The organism is Paenibacillus sp. FSL R7-0163 (genome assembly GCF_037969975.1).
Lineage (GTDB): Bacteria > Bacillota > Bacilli > Paenibacillales > Paenibacillaceae > Paenibacillus_AQ > Paenibacillus_AQ odorifer.
The window spans coordinates 6054857-6069996 of sequence record NZ_CP150224.1 but is presented as its reverse complement, the minus strand read 5'-3'; the positions used below and the strand labels follow the sequence as shown (position 1 = coordinate 6069996).

At 43.3% G+C, this 15140-nt stretch carries 18 protein-coding genes, 1 tRNA gene and 2 riboswitches; of the genes, 10 read left to right on the top strand and 9 right to left on the bottom strand.

The window, feature by feature from the left end; all coding sequences use genetic code 11:
* Positions 1-10: 10 nt before the first annotated feature.
* From pdxT to NST45_RS26625, 6 genes are all read left to right on the top strand, one after another.
* Positions 11-607 (top strand): pyridoxal 5'-phosphate synthase glutaminase subunit PdxT, encoded by a 597-nt coding sequence (gene pdxT / locus NST45_RS26650; protein ID WP_036679979.1) that lies wholly within the window; start codon positions 11-13, stop codon positions 605-607.
* Between the two features lie 75 nt (positions 608-682).
* Positions 683-1969 (top strand): serine--tRNA ligase, encoded by a 1287-nt coding sequence (serS, locus tag NST45_RS26645; RefSeq protein WP_038568043.1) that lies wholly within the window; start codon positions 683-685, stop codon positions 1967-1969.
* A 67-nt stretch (positions 1970-2036) separates the two neighbouring features.
* Positions 2037-2125, top strand: a tRNA-Ser gene (locus NST45_RS26640).
* 145 nt (positions 2126-2270) lie between these two features.
* The gene (locus NST45_RS26635; protein ID WP_036679977.1) at positions 2271-2612 is read left to right on the top strand and encodes a hypothetical protein; all 342 of its coding nucleotides are present in this window, start codon (positions 2271-2273) and stop codon (positions 2610-2612) included.
* Between the two features lie 11 nt (positions 2613-2623).
* Complete coding sequence (locus tag NST45_RS26630; protein ID WP_076138623.1) at positions 2624-2776, top strand: small acid-soluble spore protein P; 153 nt, start codon at positions 2624-2626, stop codon at positions 2774-2776.
* A gap of 105 nt (positions 2777-2881) precedes the next feature.
* Positions 2882-3973, top strand: coding sequence for a hypothetical protein (locus NST45_RS26625; RefSeq protein WP_076138622.1), 1092 nt, complete (start codon positions 2882-2884; stop codon positions 3971-3973).
* A 105-nt stretch (positions 3974-4078) separates the two neighbouring features.
* On the opposite strand, the gene NST45_RS26620 is transcribed toward NST45_RS26625, so the two are convergent.
* Positions 4079-4648 carry a GNAT family protein gene (locus NST45_RS26620; RefSeq protein ID WP_076142537.1) on the bottom strand — a complete coding sequence of 190 codons (570 nt, stop codon included), beginning with the start codon at positions 4646-4648 and terminating at the stop codon, positions 4079-4081.
* Entirely contained in the window at positions 4649-5170 is a 522-nt protein-coding gene (gene tadA, locus NST45_RS26615) for a tRNA adenosine(34) deaminase TadA (RefSeq protein ID WP_076142536.1), read from the bottom strand.
* 304 nt (positions 5171-5474) lie between these two features.
* Between tadA and NST45_RS26610 the strand changes: the two genes are divergently transcribed.
* Positions 5475-7802: a sensor histidine kinase gene (locus tag NST45_RS26610; RefSeq protein ID WP_036679971.1), complete on the top strand. Its 2328-nt coding sequence runs from the start codon at positions 5475-5477 to the stop codon at positions 7800-7802.
* Complete coding sequence (gene rluF, locus NST45_RS26605) at positions 7792-8493, top strand: 23S rRNA pseudouridine(2604) synthase RluF (RefSeq protein WP_036679985.1); 702 nt, start codon at positions 7792-7794, stop codon at positions 8491-8493. Before NST45_RS26610 ends, rluF begins: the two co-directional genes overlap by 11 nt.
* Before the next feature lie 113 nt (positions 8494-8606).
* On the opposite strand, the gene motB is transcribed toward rluF, so the two are convergent.
* Both motB and motA read right to left on the bottom strand, forming a co-directional pair.
* On the bottom strand, positions 8607-9422 hold the full coding sequence (gene motB / locus NST45_RS26600) for a flagellar motor protein MotB (protein WP_036679969.1): 816 nt from the start codon (positions 9420-9422) through the stop codon (positions 8607-8609).
* Complete coding sequence (gene motA / locus NST45_RS26595; protein ID WP_036679967.1) at positions 9406-10206, bottom strand: flagellar motor stator protein MotA; 801 nt, start codon at positions 10204-10206, stop codon at positions 9406-9408. Before motA ends, motB begins: the two co-directional genes overlap by 17 nt.
* A gap of 206 nt (positions 10207-10412) precedes the next feature.
* On the opposite strand from motA, the gene NST45_RS26590 reads away from it, so the two are divergent.
* A complete protein-coding gene (locus NST45_RS26590; protein WP_036679966.1) occupies positions 10413-10706 on the top strand; it encodes a hypothetical protein in 294 nt (97 codons plus the stop codon).
* A 228-nt stretch (positions 10707-10934) separates the two neighbouring features.
* Positions 10935-11222: a 4a-hydroxytetrahydrobiopterin dehydratase gene (locus NST45_RS26585; RefSeq protein WP_036679964.1), complete on the top strand. Its 288-nt coding sequence runs from the start codon at positions 10935-10937 to the stop codon at positions 11220-11222.
* Positions 11223-11303: 81 nt separating this feature from the next.
* On the opposite strand, the gene NST45_RS26580 is transcribed toward NST45_RS26585, so the two are convergent.
* From NST45_RS26580 to NST45_RS26560, 5 genes are all read right to left on the bottom strand, one after another.
* Complete coding sequence (locus NST45_RS26580; RefSeq protein ID WP_076148019.1) at positions 11304-11660, bottom strand: cytochrome c; 357 nt, start codon at positions 11658-11660, stop codon at positions 11304-11306.
* A gap of 127 nt (positions 11661-11787) precedes the next feature.
* A complete protein-coding gene (locus NST45_RS26575; RefSeq protein WP_076148017.1) occupies positions 11788-12273 on the bottom strand; it encodes a GNAT family N-acetyltransferase in 486 nt (161 codons plus the stop codon).
* Between the two features lie 189 nt (positions 12274-12462).
* Positions 12463-12915, bottom strand: a complete 453-nt coding sequence (locus NST45_RS26570; protein ID WP_232061490.1) for a C40 family peptidase — start codon at positions 12913-12915, stop codon at positions 12463-12465.
* A 44-nt stretch (positions 12916-12959) separates the two neighbouring features.
* Positions 12960-13102: riboswitch (cyclic di-AMP (ydaO/yuaA leader) on the bottom strand.
* A gap of 362 nt (positions 13103-13464) precedes the next feature.
* The gene (locus tag NST45_RS26565; RefSeq protein ID WP_052097401.1) at positions 13465-13893 is read right to left on the bottom strand and encodes a C40 family peptidase; all 429 of its coding nucleotides are present in this window, start codon (positions 13891-13893) and stop codon (positions 13465-13467) included.
* Positions 13894-13950: 57 nt separating this feature from the next.
* Positions 13951-14089: riboswitch (cyclic di-AMP (ydaO/yuaA leader) on the bottom strand.
* A 217-nt stretch (positions 14090-14306) separates the two neighbouring features.
* On the bottom strand, positions 14307-15137 hold the full coding sequence (locus NST45_RS26560; RefSeq protein ID WP_076100089.1) for a hypothetical protein: 831 nt from the start codon (positions 15135-15137) through the stop codon (positions 14307-14309).
* Between the last annotated feature and the right edge of the window lie 3 nt (positions 15138-15140).

The window sequence follows — 15140 nt, the reverse complement described above, 5'->3', positions numbered from 1 at the left end:
AGGTTGTAGGATGAAGATAGGAGTATTGGCGCTTCAAGGCGCTGTTACGGAGCATATTGTTAGTATAGAGAAGACCGGTGCAGAAGGCGTGCCTATCAAGCGTGTGGAGCAGCTAGAAGAGGTTGAAGGCCTGATTATCCCCGGCGGAGAAAGTACAACGATTGGAAAGCTAATGCGGAAATATGGTTTCATAGAAGCCATCCGTGATTTTTCTGATCAGGGCAAGCCTATTTTTGGCACATGTGCGGGTATGATCGTGCTGGCCAAAAAAATTGCCGGTGGTGAACCGGGGCATTTGGAGCTGATGGATATTACCGTAGCCCGGAATGCATTCGGCCGCCAACGGGAAAGCTTTGAATGTGATCTGGAGGTTAAAGGCATTGATGAGCCGGTTCGTGCTGTATTTATACGTGCACCGCTTATCAACGAGGTGGGACCGGGAGTTGATGTGCTTACAGTCTATAATGATGAGATTGTAACCGCGCGCGAAGGGAACTTGCTGGTGTCTTCTTTTCATCCAGAACTGACCGATGATTTCAGACTGCACCAATATTTTGCCGATATGGTAGAGGCGAATAGGGAAGTCCAACAACAAAATTGCATATAAAGAACATCCTGACTCTTTCAAAGCTGTAATCAGCATTTTGAAAGAGTTTAGGCTGTTTTTCAGGAGGGAAACATTGTGTTAGATGTAAAAATACTACGTAGTGATTACGCAAGAGTGGAAGAGGCTTTAGAAAAACGGGGCAAATCGCTGGACTTAATTGCTGATTTTCCACAACTTGATTTGCGTCGACGTGAATTACTGCAAGAAACCGAAGGTCTTAAGAACCGTCGTAATACAGTTTCGGGTGAAGTAGCGAAAAAGAAAAAGAACGGCGAGCCAGCGGATGACCTAATTACAGAAATGCGTACGGTATCTGACCGTATTAAAGAGCTTGATGATGAAGTACGTGAACTGGAAGCTCAGATTGCTGATCTTACTATGAATATCCCTAATATTCCTCATGATTCAGTTCCAGTAGGGAAGTCTGAGGATGATAACGTTGAATTACGCCGCTGGTCGGAGCCCAAAGAGTTCGGATTCACTCCGAAATCACATTGGGAGCTTGCGCAGCAGCTTGATATTATTGATTTCGAAGCTGCAGCAAAGGTTACAGGATCCCGGTTTGTTTTCTATAAAGGACTTGGAGCACGTCTAGAACGGGCGCTGATTAACTTTATGATGGATCTTCACAGTGGTGAGCATAACTATGAGGAAATGCTGCCGCCTTACATTGTGAACAAAGATAGCTTGTATGGTACAGGACAACTGCCTAAATTCGAAGAGGATCTGTTCAAGCTGCGGGATACCGAATACTATTTGATTCCTACAGCTGAAGTACCGGTAACGAACTACTATCGCGAAGAGATTTTGACGGCAGCTGACCTGCCTAAATACCATGTAGCTTACAGCTCTTGTTTCCGTTCTGAGGCGGGCTCGGCGGGCCGTGATACTCGCGGTTTGATTCGCCAGCATCAATTCAACAAGGTAGAGTTGGTGAAGCTCACCACCCCTGAATCCTCTTATGAGGAATTAGAAAAAATGACAGCAGACGCTGAAAGTGTGCTGCAGCTGTTAGGACTGCCTTATCGTGTACTTGGGTTATGTACGGCTGATATGGGCTTTACATCGGCTAAGACGTACGATCTGGAAGTGTGGTTGCCTGAGAGTGGGATGTACCGTGAGATCTCCTCTTGCTCAAATACAGAAGATTTCCAAGCGCGCCGGGCAAATATTCGTTTCCGTAAGGATCCAAAATCGAAGCCTGAATTTGTTCATACGCTGAACGGCTCTGCTTTGGCGGTTGGACGTACAGTTGCTGCAATTCTTGAGAATTATCAGCAAGAGGATGGCAGTGTTCTGATTCCAGAATGCCTACAACCTTATATGCGCAATGTAAAATCGATACAACCAAAAACTATTTAAAGATATAGTTGCTTTTTCTTTGCATAGTATGGTACAATCCTAATGCATGTGAAATTTAAGTGCATTTGGAGAGGTACCGAAGCGGTCATAACGGGGCGGTCTTGAAAACCGTTAGGGTGCAAGCCCACATGGGTTCGAATCCCATCCTCTCCGCCATTCCTTTATGAACTTAAAGAATAATTAGATAGAAACCGTTCCCTCTGGGGGACGGTTTTTTGTTTTGTTTGGTAGACCGAGCTCTATTGAGAATAAAAAGCTTCATTTCTCCGCAATGTATTAGAGAAGGAGGATGATCATAATCATGGATAGATCATTAGAAGTTGATCAGCATAAGCTTGTCTCAGCCTGGCAGGAGCGTTTGCCGGCGTTGATGGATGATGGGGATAGTTTCAGTGTGCTGGCGGATAATGGGGATCCGAATAGCTTGCTGATTCATTTTAATGCGGCAGGTCATCAAGGCTATTCATTGGATTTTCGCTGCAAGTATGTAGATAGCAGAGAAGTGGCAGTGGATCTGCTGGATGTGGAACAGAGCGGTCTCCATATTGATGAGCGTAGTGATGCCGTACAGCAGCTGGCACAGCAATACTCACGGCAAATTCATGAATGTGCTCAGGCTCTTCAGAACTTGACCAATCCTTAGGAGGAATGAAAATGTCGAAACCAAAAAGTATCCCTGTTCCTGGGGCAGAGCCAACAAGTGGTGAGCGGAGAAAAGACCATACACCTTCAGGTCCAGAACCGCTTTCAGGTTCTAAAAAGGTGAAACAAGCGAACCATGTTGACCACCATAATCCACAAGGTTAACAAATAAAAACGTTAAGAATTTTAAAGAAGTGTTTCTTGACTTTTACAAATGGTTTATCATAGGAGGGGGAGAGATTTCTTTTACAATGGGAGAGGAGAACAATAATGAACAAAAAGTGGGGTTTGTCGGCCGCTGCATTGCTGCTTACAGCAGCAGTAATTCTGCCGGGATGTGCAAGTAAACAGGAGGCGCCAAAAGAGGCCTTAAAATCAGCCGCTACTAAAGCGACTACAATGTCATCTTATGAGATGAAGAGTAAATTCACGATCAACGATCTTACGATCGAGACTTCTGACGCTGAATCTGCTGCAATGACTACACAGGTACTTAGTATGCTTAAGAATGCTGATATTACCGTTGATGGGGTATATCAAGCAGAGCCAATGCAGACAGAACTAACTATGGTTCTGAATCTGAAGGGCGATATGAGCATGAGCTTTAATGTTCCTATGGTAATGACTGCCGAGAAGTTGTATGTTAAGATTCCATCTATTCCTTTCGTACCGATTCCTGAGACGATCCTCAATAAGTTTGTAGAGGTTGATCTGAAGGCGTTGGCAGAGCAGGAGGGTGCAGAATTTAACCCAAGTACGATGGATACTCAGAAAATGCAGAAGCTGTCTAATGAAGTGGTGGACGCTGTCCTAGCTGAATATGACGAAGAAAAATATTTTAACGAGATTGATCCCAAAGATGCTAATTTACCAGAAGGCGTGGAAGCTAAACAAGTCGTTCAGTTCCAAGTGACTAACGATAATGTTAAAGAAGCAATCACTATCTTGGTGAATAATGCCCTGCCTAAAATCATTGATATCGTAAGCAAGGAAGAATACAAGGATATGCTGCAGATTAAAGATGCAGATCTAGCTAAGGCTAAAGAAGAACTGACATCAGGTGAAGCTAGAACTGAATTGGATAAGGGCTTAGCTGATCTTGATAAGTACCTTACCATCAACCAGTTCCACTATAATACTGCGATCAATAAAGATGGATACGCTGTGTATCAGGATTTATTGATGGATGTTAAAGTAAATGATCCGGAAGATGGCACAAAAGTAGCCTTCTCAGTAAATGGAACGGGCCAATACAGTAAGATCAACGAGAAGCCGGTATTCAAGATTGGTATCCCTCAAGGTGATGATGTAATTACAATGGATCAACTTGGAGAAGAATTCGGTGGTATGGGAACTTATTAATCCCAGTTAGCAAGATTAAGACCCGCATGATGCGTATATTATACGCCCATGCGGGTCTTTTTTTAGGAAAAAAAGTAGCACTCATTCCTGCGACAATGCAGAATCTTATTTCCGTTCCTCAGTCAGCACATCTTCGGTTAAGATTGCGTAGGTTTGGTGATCCTGCCACTGTCCATTTATTTTAAGATACTGACGGGCGATCCCTTCAGGTTTGAACCCACTCTTCTCCAGGACTCTTCGGGAAGCTTCATTATGCAATAAAATAGCTGCTTGAACTCTATGTAGACCTAAGGCCCGGAACGCATAGCCAAGGACTAATCCGACTGCTGCTGTCATATAACCTTGTCCTTGCATCCGATGATCCATTAAATATCCTAAATCAGCATATTGTGCTATACCTCGTGAGACGTTGGACAATGTGATCTGACCGATTAGCTGTCCATCCAGCAGATAAATGCCGAACATATAAGCTCTGTCCTGTAGGCCGTCCTCAATACGCTGATTGATGATCTGTTGTTGACTCTCCAGGGTAAAGAAGTGCTCATCACGTTTTGGCTCAAACGGTTCATGGGTTACCCGGTTATTTAAACGAAGCTCCAGCAGGCTCTGTGCATCCTTAAGCTCAAGTGGAGAAATATAGATGCCTTGAGAGGTATGATATAGAGTAAGGGTCATTTAGGAGTCCTCCTTTTGTTTTATTGGCTTTTTACGTAAACGGCGAAAGAAGGAGGTGAGTAGATCTGCACATTCTTCTTGTAAAACACCCTGTATTACCTCAGTTCTATGATTAAATCGCGGTTCTTCAAGCAAGTTCATGAGGGTCCCGGCACATCCAGCTTTAGGGTCAGGCGTTCCATATACCGTGAGAGGCACTCTGGACTGCACTATTGCTCCTGCACACATCGGACAAGGTTCTAGGGTGACGTACAGCTGGCAATCCAGCAGACGCCAAGAATTCATGACATTGCTGGCCTCACGAATGGCTACCATCTCTGCATGGGCTGTCGAATCCATTGTCGTTTCTCGTAAATTGTATCCACGTCCTATAATTTCACCATGTCGAACAATGACAGCGCCAATAGGAACCTCACCTAATGCCTCAGCTTTACGTGCTTCTGCGATCGCCTGCCTCATCCAATATTCATGAACCGCTTGTATATCTTCTGGCGATTCATTGGCTTTAATATTCAAGATCATCTTCCCTTCTTCTGTAACCATTGTACAACGAACAAATATTCGTTCTTAACAAAATGTGTATAACTCTGTGGATAACAGCCTACTTATACACATTTTTGTACACACCGGACTTTAATAATTTGTTTATATGTGCATAAGATGTGGATGGTTTCTTATATATTGTAGAGAAACACCTTTTGAATTTCAATATTTCGTGAATTAATAGGCTTGTTTTAAATGTCCTTTTCAAATGAGGGGGCAAAAGGTATGATGTTTATTATAGGCTCCGCAAGGATTTACCAGTGGATAAGAGGTGAATAACAGTTTGTCCATAAAGACAAAACTATCTGCTATTATTTTTGGAGCGGTACTGCTAATTTTAGCATTAAACCTGACATTTAACCTTTATGCCGCTCAGAATAATCTAAGAAATGAAAACGTAAATAATATGCAGATCACCGCTATGCAAATGGCTGTTTCTGTAGAACAAAGTAACTATAGCTCTAACTATGTAGAATATCAAATTGCGCATAACTTAAGAATGGCTGCCATCTTTGCCTCTAAGGAATTGGGTCCGGATTATAAGAATATAACCAATGCTCAACTTAAGGCCCTAACTTCCAAGTTGGGCGTGTCTAATATTTCAATTCTGGTAAAGACTGATAATGATATCGTGGTGACAAAGGCATCAAATCCTATTGATATTGGAATGTCCACTCAAGGTTGGGGGTACTGGTACCTTGCCCTTTTGGAGTTATTTGATAATCAGGAAGTCACTGTGGGACAAGGTCAGGCATTGGATCATTTTTGGTCAGGCCCATTTGAATATTCAACCTACAATCCCGATTTCATTGAGAAGTGGGGTTATTATCATGATGAAGCAAGCAATTACATCATTAATCCTGTTATTCTCAATACTGCGGCTAGTGAATATGTCAAAATCACCAATCCCGATCAAATTGTAGAGCGAACCAAAGAAGTTAATCCAGGGATTTTAGAGCTTACAGGATTTAATCCAACAACATTTGGTTTAGCGAGTATGGCGGGCGATGGAAGCGATGCATTTAAAAAGAAACTTGGCAACCGCCCAATTAAGTTCGGTACCTATACTTATGGTAATGTGGAGCAAGATAAAGCGGCCATTCTATTAGCTCAGCAGAAGCAGAAGCCAGTTACACTGGAGACGAGGGTACATGGGAAAAGAGTGCTTAAAAGCTTCATCCCTATTCAGAATCCTAAAATGGAGCCCTACGTAATCGGTGTAGTTTTGGATTATTCTGTGATTTCATCCGTAGTTCATGAACAATTAGCCAATTATTTGACTACGTCTCTGTTGTTGCTGGCATTATTTTTGCTATGTAGTTACATACTTTCAGGTTTTGTTACTCGTCCAATTCAGGCTATACTTGCCAAAGTCAATGATGTAGCGCGAGGTAAGTTCGAACCTCCATTAAAGGTAACCTCTCGTGATGAGTTAGGTCAATTAGCCTTGCGGATTAACGCTATGACTTCTCATCTTATGCAACGCACCAATCGTCTTAAGCAGACGCTGGAAGAGAACCGGGCGGTTAAGGAGCATTTGGAATCCGTAATTAACGGGACGTCTGATGCGATTCATACGTTGGATATGGAGGGACGAATCACTAGCACTAACAGGGCCTTTGAGGAGCTGTATGGATGGAGTGCAACAGAAGTGATCGGCAATATGCCATATCTTGTACCCGCGACAGCGCTTAAGCAAGAGGAAGAGCGGCTGGACGCGTTAAGAAATGGTGCAGTTCTGCCGCCGATTGAGACAGTGAGACTTAAACGGGACGGATCATTAGTTGAGGTTAGCGTTAGTACCTCGATAATTCGAGATGAAGAGGGTTATCCCCATTCCTTTATTCACGTTTCTCGTGATATGACGGAACGCAATCGAATGGAGGAGCTGCTTAGACGCTCTGAGAAACTAACTACAGTCGGCCAATTGGCCGCAGGAGTAGCTCATGAGATTCGTAACCCTCTTACCACATTAAAAGGATTTCTACAGCTTCAACAGGAGAAGGAGCTCTTGGTTCCGCTTCATGTAGAGCTGATGTTATCCGAGCTGGAGCGGATTAATCTTATCGTCAGTGAATTCTTAATCCTGGCTAAGCCGCAAGCCGTTCATTTTCAGGAAAAAGATCTTCGCTACATATTAGGTGATGTAGTTTCTCTATTGGATAGTCTCGCTCATCTACATGATATTCAATTTAGTACGAAATTCTCTGAACAACCTGCTACTGTACATTGTGAAGAGAACCAGCTGAAGCAGGTATTCATTAATATTGTTAAAAATGCAATTGAGGCTATGCCTGAGGGTGGCGTCATTTCAATGGAACTGTGGAACTCTGTGGATTGCGTCTTTATAGTAATCAAAGATCAGGGTGAAGGGATTCCAGAGGACGTGCTGCCTAAGCTGGGTGAACCGTTCTTCACGAATAAGGAATCGGGGACTGGTCTTGGGTTAATGATTAGCCAGCGTATTATTCAGGCTCATAAGGGTCATTTGGAAATACAAAGTGAAGTTGGCCGGGGGACAACCGTTATGATTAAGCTGCCTGCAGCTGGAGGGGGTACACCTTGGCTTAACATTAAGGATGAACGGAGTGAAGAACAACGTGAGAATTAATAAATTCATCAGTGAGACAGGGTACTGTTCACGCCGAGAAGCAGACAAGCTTGTGGATGCCGGCAGAGTTACGATCAACGGAGAGCCTGCTGTGCTGGGCAGTCAGGCTGTTCCGGGCGATGATGTGCGAATAGATGGTATAGCGCTTGAAACCTCAAGCCAGACGGTCTACATTGCTCTAAACAAGCCGGTAGGGATTACATCAACCACAGAACAGCATATCAAGGGGAATATTGTCGATTTTGTAGGTCATCATGAGCGTATATTCCCGATTGGTCGTCTCGATAAGGATTCGGAAGGATTAATCCTGCTTACCAATGATGGCGACATCGTTAATAAAATTTTGCGGGCGGAAGGCCGGCATGAAAAAGAATACGTGGTTACCGTGGACAGACCCATTACGCCTTCTTTTATTACCGGCATGTCCAGCGGTGTGAAAATATTAGGCGAGAAGACGCTGCCCTGTGAGGTAACGCGTATTACGGAGCGTGTCTTCCGTATTATTTTGACAGAGGGCAAAAATCGCCAGATTCGTCGTATGTGCAGCGCTTTTGGGTATGAGGTTCGAAAGCTGCAACGCATTCGGATTATGAATATTCGCCTGGGGGCATTGCAAACGGGAGAATGGCGTGAGCTGTCTGCTGATGAGAAGAAAGAGCTTGGAGCTACGCTGAACTACGAGTTACTGTAGGAGTGTCATTACAATAATACAGTTCCATATAGAATGTAGTACTGCAACAAAAAAAAGAGCTGTCCGGGGTCTAAGACCTTTGGACAGCTCTTTTTATTACCTTACGAAATCACTTATTCAGCAGAGGGAACAATCCCTGTAAACTCTTTGGTTTCTTGATATTTTCGAATAATGGAAACCTCTACCCGGCGATTCTTGCTTCGACCGGTAGCTGTGTCATTATCGGAAATAGGATGATACTCGCCGTATCCAATCGCACTAAATTTGCGTGGATTTAAATTCGTGTTCTGCAGCAAAATCTTCATGAACTGAAGTGCCCGATCCGCACTCAGATCCCAGTTGGATGAATAGTTGCTATTAGAAATCGGAATATCGTCGGTGTGCCCTTGCACTACTACATCATAATCCGGGAATTGCTGCAGCATCGTTGAGATGGATTTAGCTAATTGCCGCGAATCATCCTTAACAATGGCTTGGCCAGAAGCGAACAATGCGTTATCACTGATCGTAATCATTAGCTGAGATTGATTAAGCTTCGTACTGAGCAGATCAGTTAGGCCGTTGCTCTTAATATATTGATCGAATTGTTTCTTAAGCTTCTCTAAATCCTCTTGTTCCTTTTGTCGTAGCTTTGCCATTTCTGCTTCTTCAGCTTTCTTGGAAGTAGAGCTACCCATCTTATCATTTTTCCCTAGATCTTCTTGAGTCTTACTAGGCATTGCTGCCCGCTCTTCAAGAATACCTGTACCGCCATTAAGTGCGGAACTGAAGGCCTGACTCATCTCTTCAAATTTCTTGGCATCCGTTGCACTCATAGAATACATAACGATGAACAGAGCCACCAGAAGAGTCATGAGGTCGGAGTAAGGTAACAGCCACGATTCATCGGCATGTTCTTCATGCTCTTCGTGTCTAGTCTTTTTGCTCACCTGATCCACCGTCCTTCTCATTTAACTTAACGCGTTGCGAAGGTGTTAGGAATACAGCAAGCTTCTGATTGATGGCAATAGTAGATACACCGGACTGTATGGACAAAAGACCTTCGACCATCATCATTCGAACTTCGATTTCTTGTTTGGAGAGACGTTTCAGCTTATTAGCAATAGGATGCCATAATACGTAACCTGTAAAGATACCAAGCAATGTGGCGATGAAGGCAGCCCCGATTGCCGCAGCCAGTTTGTTCATATCACTCATATCAGCCAGAGCGGCGATGAGACCGATAACCGCCCCGAGCACCCCGAGGGTAGGAGCATACATACCTGCCTGTGAGAAAATGAGGGCTCCTGCTTTATGTCTATCCTCTGTGGCGTGGATATCCTCCATGAGGACATCGCGGACAAAATCCTGATCATTTCCATCAATAATCATCCGCATGCCGTTTCTGAGGAAGTTATCTTCTATTTCATCGACCTTTGATTCTAGAGCCAACAGACCTTCACGCCGTGTGATAGAAGCCCATTCCATGAACATAGTGATTAATTCGGGTTTACTGATTAATTTCTTTTTGATAAAAATCATTTTGAACAGACTTGGAATCTTTTTGACCTCGTTGAAAGGAAAGGCCATGAAAATAGAAGCTGCCGTACCCACCAAGATAATAACGTAAGCAGCGGGTGTGGCCAAAGCATGAAGTGGAGCGTGCTTGAGGATCATGCCCCAGATTACAGCAACCAAACCAAAAATTAAACCAATTATTGTTGAAATTTCCATTTTGCACCTCGTCCGTGAGATTTAAGATGTGTTCCGACAATGCCGCGTATATCATCCTTGAAACAGCGGCAGGGCACTCTGTGCGAAACCGAATTAACGTATATTCTTATTTATCGACATCATTCGGTTTTTTGTGAAGTCATTTTTTCGGCTATAATGGATAAGGTAAGTAATTATTCATCTGTGAAGAAAACGGAGTGATATACGTGGGTGTAAAGCATGGTAGAGATTACGGTGAAATTCTAACCGATTTGACCGAAGCCGTCGGACGAATTTCCGATGGATATTTATTTTTTGAGATGGATCCGGACGAGTGGCAGGAACTACCCCAAGAATCAAAGCTGGAGGTATGGGAAGCATTGGCTGAGGATCTTTTCTTCGCGCTGGGTAATGAACCTATGATTGAAGTGGGGAGCGGCGTAATTATTTACGATAAGGACACGCACCGCATTAATATTCTAGTTGGCGAAGAGGATTTGGCTTCAGTAGTTTTGATTTAGGCAGAGGAGACGTCTGGACGTAATTTGCCCGTAGTTAGTAGCCCGTGTTAAAATTGATAAAGCCGAGTTATAATCGCTGGGATTTGTGAATACATTTAATCGAAAATATCGCCTTTATCCTGGCACATCCCTTGGACCTCAGAAGCTAAGGGATGTTTTGTTTAACGCCTAAGACAAGTAAAGGGAACTACGCACTTTACTGCAATTTTTTGTAAGGGAGGAAACGAATTGTTATTTACGGAAGAGGAACTGCGTGAGGAGATCACCAAGCTGGAGGGCTGGAAACTGGAAGATAATGTTATGGTGCGAAAATATATGTTCAGCCAATATATGAAGGGCATTGCGTTCGTTGATGAAGTAGCCACGATTTCAGAAGCCTTCGATCACCATCCACATATTACGATTGATTATAAAACAGTTACCCTGCGCCTGAAATCTAATGAAGAAGATGGGATTACAGCTCTAGATCTTCGAGAGGCGCATGAATTTAATGAAGCCTTTGAAAAAAATCATTAGTTTAGCCAAAATCATAAAATAAACGCCCGTGCACAGATAGTCACCTATCTCATACACGGGCGTTTTTGGTTGCTTGGCTGGTTACTTTTTCTCTGAGAGCCAGAGTGCGACGTTGGCGATCTCTTCAGGCGCTAGCTTCTCCTTAAAGGAAGGCATTTGACCACGTCCTTTAGTGACGATGCTGTAGATTTCCTCAGCGTCATGCTGGCCGCCTTCATTCTGAAGACTTGGTCCAACTCCACCTTGAAGCTGATCGCCGTGACAGGTGATACAGCTGGCTTTCACGGTTGCTTCTGCCTTTGCTACGTCCAGTTGAACTACCGGCATCGTGGGCTTATTTTCTTCCGCTACCTCTTCTTTACCCGGAAGTGTAAACATGAGTACTACCGCAAAGGCACAGGCGGCAAAAAACAAACCGCTCATGATCCATTTCTGCATCCCAATTCGTCCCTTCTATGTAAGCTGCTCCCTACATTATAGCTTATGGTGAAGCGTTATCATAGGGTTTGTGACAAAAAAATGAACGAGAATACAATCATTCTTATGAAATATATGGTATTTAATATCATTTGTCATAGACCATGCAATAAAAAGGTTTATCTCCTGTAGGTGTGCGGCGTTCATACGTATCTGTAATCGTAAATCCACATTTTTGATAAGTTCGTATGGCGCGTTGGTTCCAGGTCAGGACTTCTAGATCTATCTCACGATGAGGATAACGATTCAAGGCTGTCTGGACGATGGCATCCACGAATAGTTTGCCTAAACCATGGCCGCATAGATCGGGGCGCATCCCAACTCCTAAACGAACGACTCCTTCCATCGGGAACAACTGTGCGAATCCGCACAATACCTCTTGTTCATTTAATATGGAGATATATTGTTCCTCCCGGAGCTGCAGATCACCAAACTCGATGCCAAGAGCCTGCATCTGCTCCCACCGCATCCAGCCATAAATATTATATGGAGGCGTATAGCTCCACTTACAAATAGCTTCTCCGTGAATTGCCTCCATAGGAACTACATGAAAAGTTACCGAGGGATTTATCATAAAGTCATCGATCTCCTTTCACGAGGACATTGCTATATTACTAATTATATACAAAATGGGGGAGGTTCGACTCAGAAACTTTATATGAGAGAAATGTTTTACAAATTATGAGAGGGGTAAATAAGTAATAAGACAAAAAAACAAGCTCTCCTCCAAGAGTTACCTTGGAAAAGAGCCTATGTACGTTACTTATTGCACATCATCATTGTCTTCCGATTCAGCAGCAACCGATTGGTAAGCGTCTGTGCTCATAATGCGCTTGGCACCAACGTAGCGTTTCACGTAGTAGCTATCACTCAGAGAGCTAATCGTAACACCGCGTGAGGTAGAAGCGTGTGCGAACTTACCTTCACCGACATAAATGCCGACATGGGAGACACCTTTGCCACTTGTATTGAAGAATACAAGATCTCCGGCTCTTATATCATCACGGGAGATTGCTGTGCCCATTTGATATTGGGAACCTGATTGGTGTGGAAGGTTAATGCCAATCTTATCAAACACATACATTGTAAATCCGGAGCAATCAAATCCGTTAGTGGATATACCGCCGGATACGTATTTAGTACCGATGGCCTTGTCAATCACTTTATCCATTTTGGAATCTGCGAAAGCGCTTCCTGCTCCGATGGTGAGGATGATGGAAAAGCTTAGTACTGCTGCTGCTAACTTCTTCTTCAAAAGTGTATACCCCTTCCAAATGCCTACGAGGTTAGCTTAAGGGTTCGGTTGAAGGTCCCCTATGACCCCTCTATATAATGGAGGTCAATTCACCCAAAGTTGGTTCCCCCGTTTTCCTAATAGTTAGGAAACTCGGCTCATACTGTTGATTAGGATTAGCTTGTAATCAATACATGACAAAACCTTTGTAAATAACAACTTAATGATTACAAAAATGTTACTAAAATCTCACTGCGCTAATTGTAACAAACAGAAAGCCGCTTGGCAATCGTTTTTAACATATTAATGCAGAAAAATTGGCATTTTTACGGTAGAAAGGCATATGTAAGCGTTAATAATGACCTAATTTTTAATATAATTGCTATTTTTATCAAATAAACGTGTTTCAATTGGGCTCTAATAGTGTAAAAATATATTATGGAATAAAGAAAAACCCGAATTTGATTACGGGCATAATCAGATTCAGGTTCATATAGTTGTAATTGTGAGGTTATAGTTGTGAGGAAGGTTTCAATCGAAGGCTACAGCTTGATAAGCTGAAGTACTCATTACTCTTTTAGCGCCAACATAACGATTGGCCCAGTAGGCCTGACTGAGTGAAGTGATGGTCACTCCACGCGAAGAGGACGATTGTGCGAATTTTCCGTTTCCAACATAAATGCCGACATGGGATACTCCATTGCCAAGTGTGTTAAAGAACACTAGATCACCAGAACGCAGATTGCTTTTGGATACAGCAGTTCCAACGCTATATTGAGCTTTTGATGTACGAGGTAAAGTAAGCCCCACATTCTTGAATACATACTTTGTAAATCCAGAGCAATCAAATCCGGCAGTGCTTGTACCTCCGGTTTTATAGGCAACTCCAATAGTTTTTGAGATTACAGAGTCCATTTTAGAGTCGGCAAAGGCGCTTCCTCCACCAATAGATAACGCCATTACAAGTCCTAGCGCCGCAGCGACGCATTTTTTTCTTAAATTATGTCTTTTCAAAAGATGTACTCCTTCCAAGGCCTGCGAGGTTAGCTTAAGGGTTCGGTAGAAGATTCCCTATGATCCCTGTAAAGCGAGATCAATTCACCCAAAATATGGTTCCCCCACTTCCCGGTGCAAAGGAATTAGGCGTGTTAAGCACCAGAGAATGACGTTTCGACAGTTACACTTACGATAAATACATTTAGTTATGTAGGAATCGTTTCAATTGATTACAAAATTGTTACTAATAGCACAGGACTTATTGTAACAGAGCTTTTACGATTTTGCAAATACTCTTAAGTTATCCGTAATGAGAAAAAGTCCCAGCTCCTGAATACAGGAATTGGGACCTTTTTATTATGTCAAATAAGGTTGATTTATTGTGGAAATGCTTTGCTACGCCATAGATGATATTGTGCAGAGATTCCCCACATTTTTAAGAGCGTAGAAGGTAGTGGTGAGATTTGCCGTATTATAAGTGCCAGTAGGCCGGGACAGAACAGACCCGTCAGTCCGCACACTAGCAGTAAGAGCAGGCCTCCCGCACCAAGTACAATGGAAACACCTATAGCAGGAATCAGTGACCGCAAGCAGATGAACAGGGAGGAGAACATTCCTGTACCGCCGGTGTAACCAAACTGCATATATAGAAGAAACAGGCGCACGATAAAAATATATATAAGCCATGCCAATACGTATGGTACTAAATGAAGTAACAAAGCGTAGTTAAACAAAGAGGATAAGAACAGCCCGTACATTTTTGGAGCAAGCCAGTACAGCGGCAGCAGGGTCAGCACCCATTCGATTAGGCTAAAGACTAAGACAGGTAGTCCATAGATCTTCATGCCAGGGAAAAAGAACAGTCCACGCTCGCCCTTTCGCTCCTGGTGGAGCTCATGCAGCAATCCTGCCCTTATGAAAGGGGAAAGCAGAAGTCGCAAGACAACAAGCGCCAGAAGCATCCATAACCAAGTGCGTATCGCAGGGTCCGTATTCAAGCTGAACTGTCCCTCGATATAATACAACAGTCTGCCCATACCGCTGCCTCCGGCGTCTTTATCCGGATAGCGCAGTAGAATTGGAATAATAGCAGATCGGATGAAACCATACATAAAGTAGCCCCAGAGCAGTCGGTAGATGAAGAGCAGAATTAAAATATAAAATTGCTCCTTCATGCTTTGCCAGCCGCGGGTTATCGATGTTCTCACAAT

What these genes read in the sequence shown, in the direction of transcription:
- pdxT (WP_036679979.1), top strand. Translation starts at nt 11, where the DNA reads ATGAAGATAGGAGTATTGGCGCTTCAAGGCGCTGTTACGGAGCATATT.
- NST45_RS26635 (WP_036679977.1), top strand. Translation starts at nt 2,271, where the DNA reads ATGGATAGATCATTAGAAGTTGATCAGCATAAGCTTGTCTCAGCCTGG.
- NST45_RS26630 (WP_076138623.1), top strand. Translation starts at nt 2,624, where the DNA reads ATGTCGAAACCAAAAAGTATCCCTGTTCCTGGGGCAGAGCCAACAAGT.
- NST45_RS26625 (WP_076138622.1), top strand. Translation starts at nt 2,882, where the DNA reads ATGAACAAAAAGTGGGGTTTGTCGGCCGCTGCATTGCTGCTTACAGCA.
- NST45_RS26620 (WP_076142537.1), bottom strand. Translation starts at nt 4,648, where the DNA reads ATGACCCTTACTCTATATCATACCTCTCAAGGCATCTATATTTCTCCA.
- tadA (WP_076142536.1), bottom strand. Translation starts at nt 5,170, where the DNA reads ATGATCTTGAATATTAAAGCCAATGAATCGCCAGAAGATATACAAGCG.
- motA (WP_036679967.1), bottom strand. Translation starts at nt 10,206, where the DNA reads ATGGAAATTTCAACAATAATTGGTTTAATTTTTGGTTTGGTTGCTGTA.
- NST45_RS26580 (WP_076148019.1), bottom strand. Translation starts at nt 11,660, where the DNA reads ATGCAGAAATGGATCATGAGCGGTTTGTTTTTTGCCGCCTGTGCCTTT.
- NST45_RS26575 (WP_076148017.1), bottom strand. Translation starts at nt 12,273, where the DNA reads ATGATAAATCCCTCGGTAACTTTTCATGTAGTTCCTATGGAGGCAATT.
- NST45_RS26565 (WP_052097401.1), bottom strand. Translation starts at nt 13,893, where the DNA reads ATGGCGTTATCTATTGGTGGAGGAAGCGCCTTTGCCGACTCTAAAATG.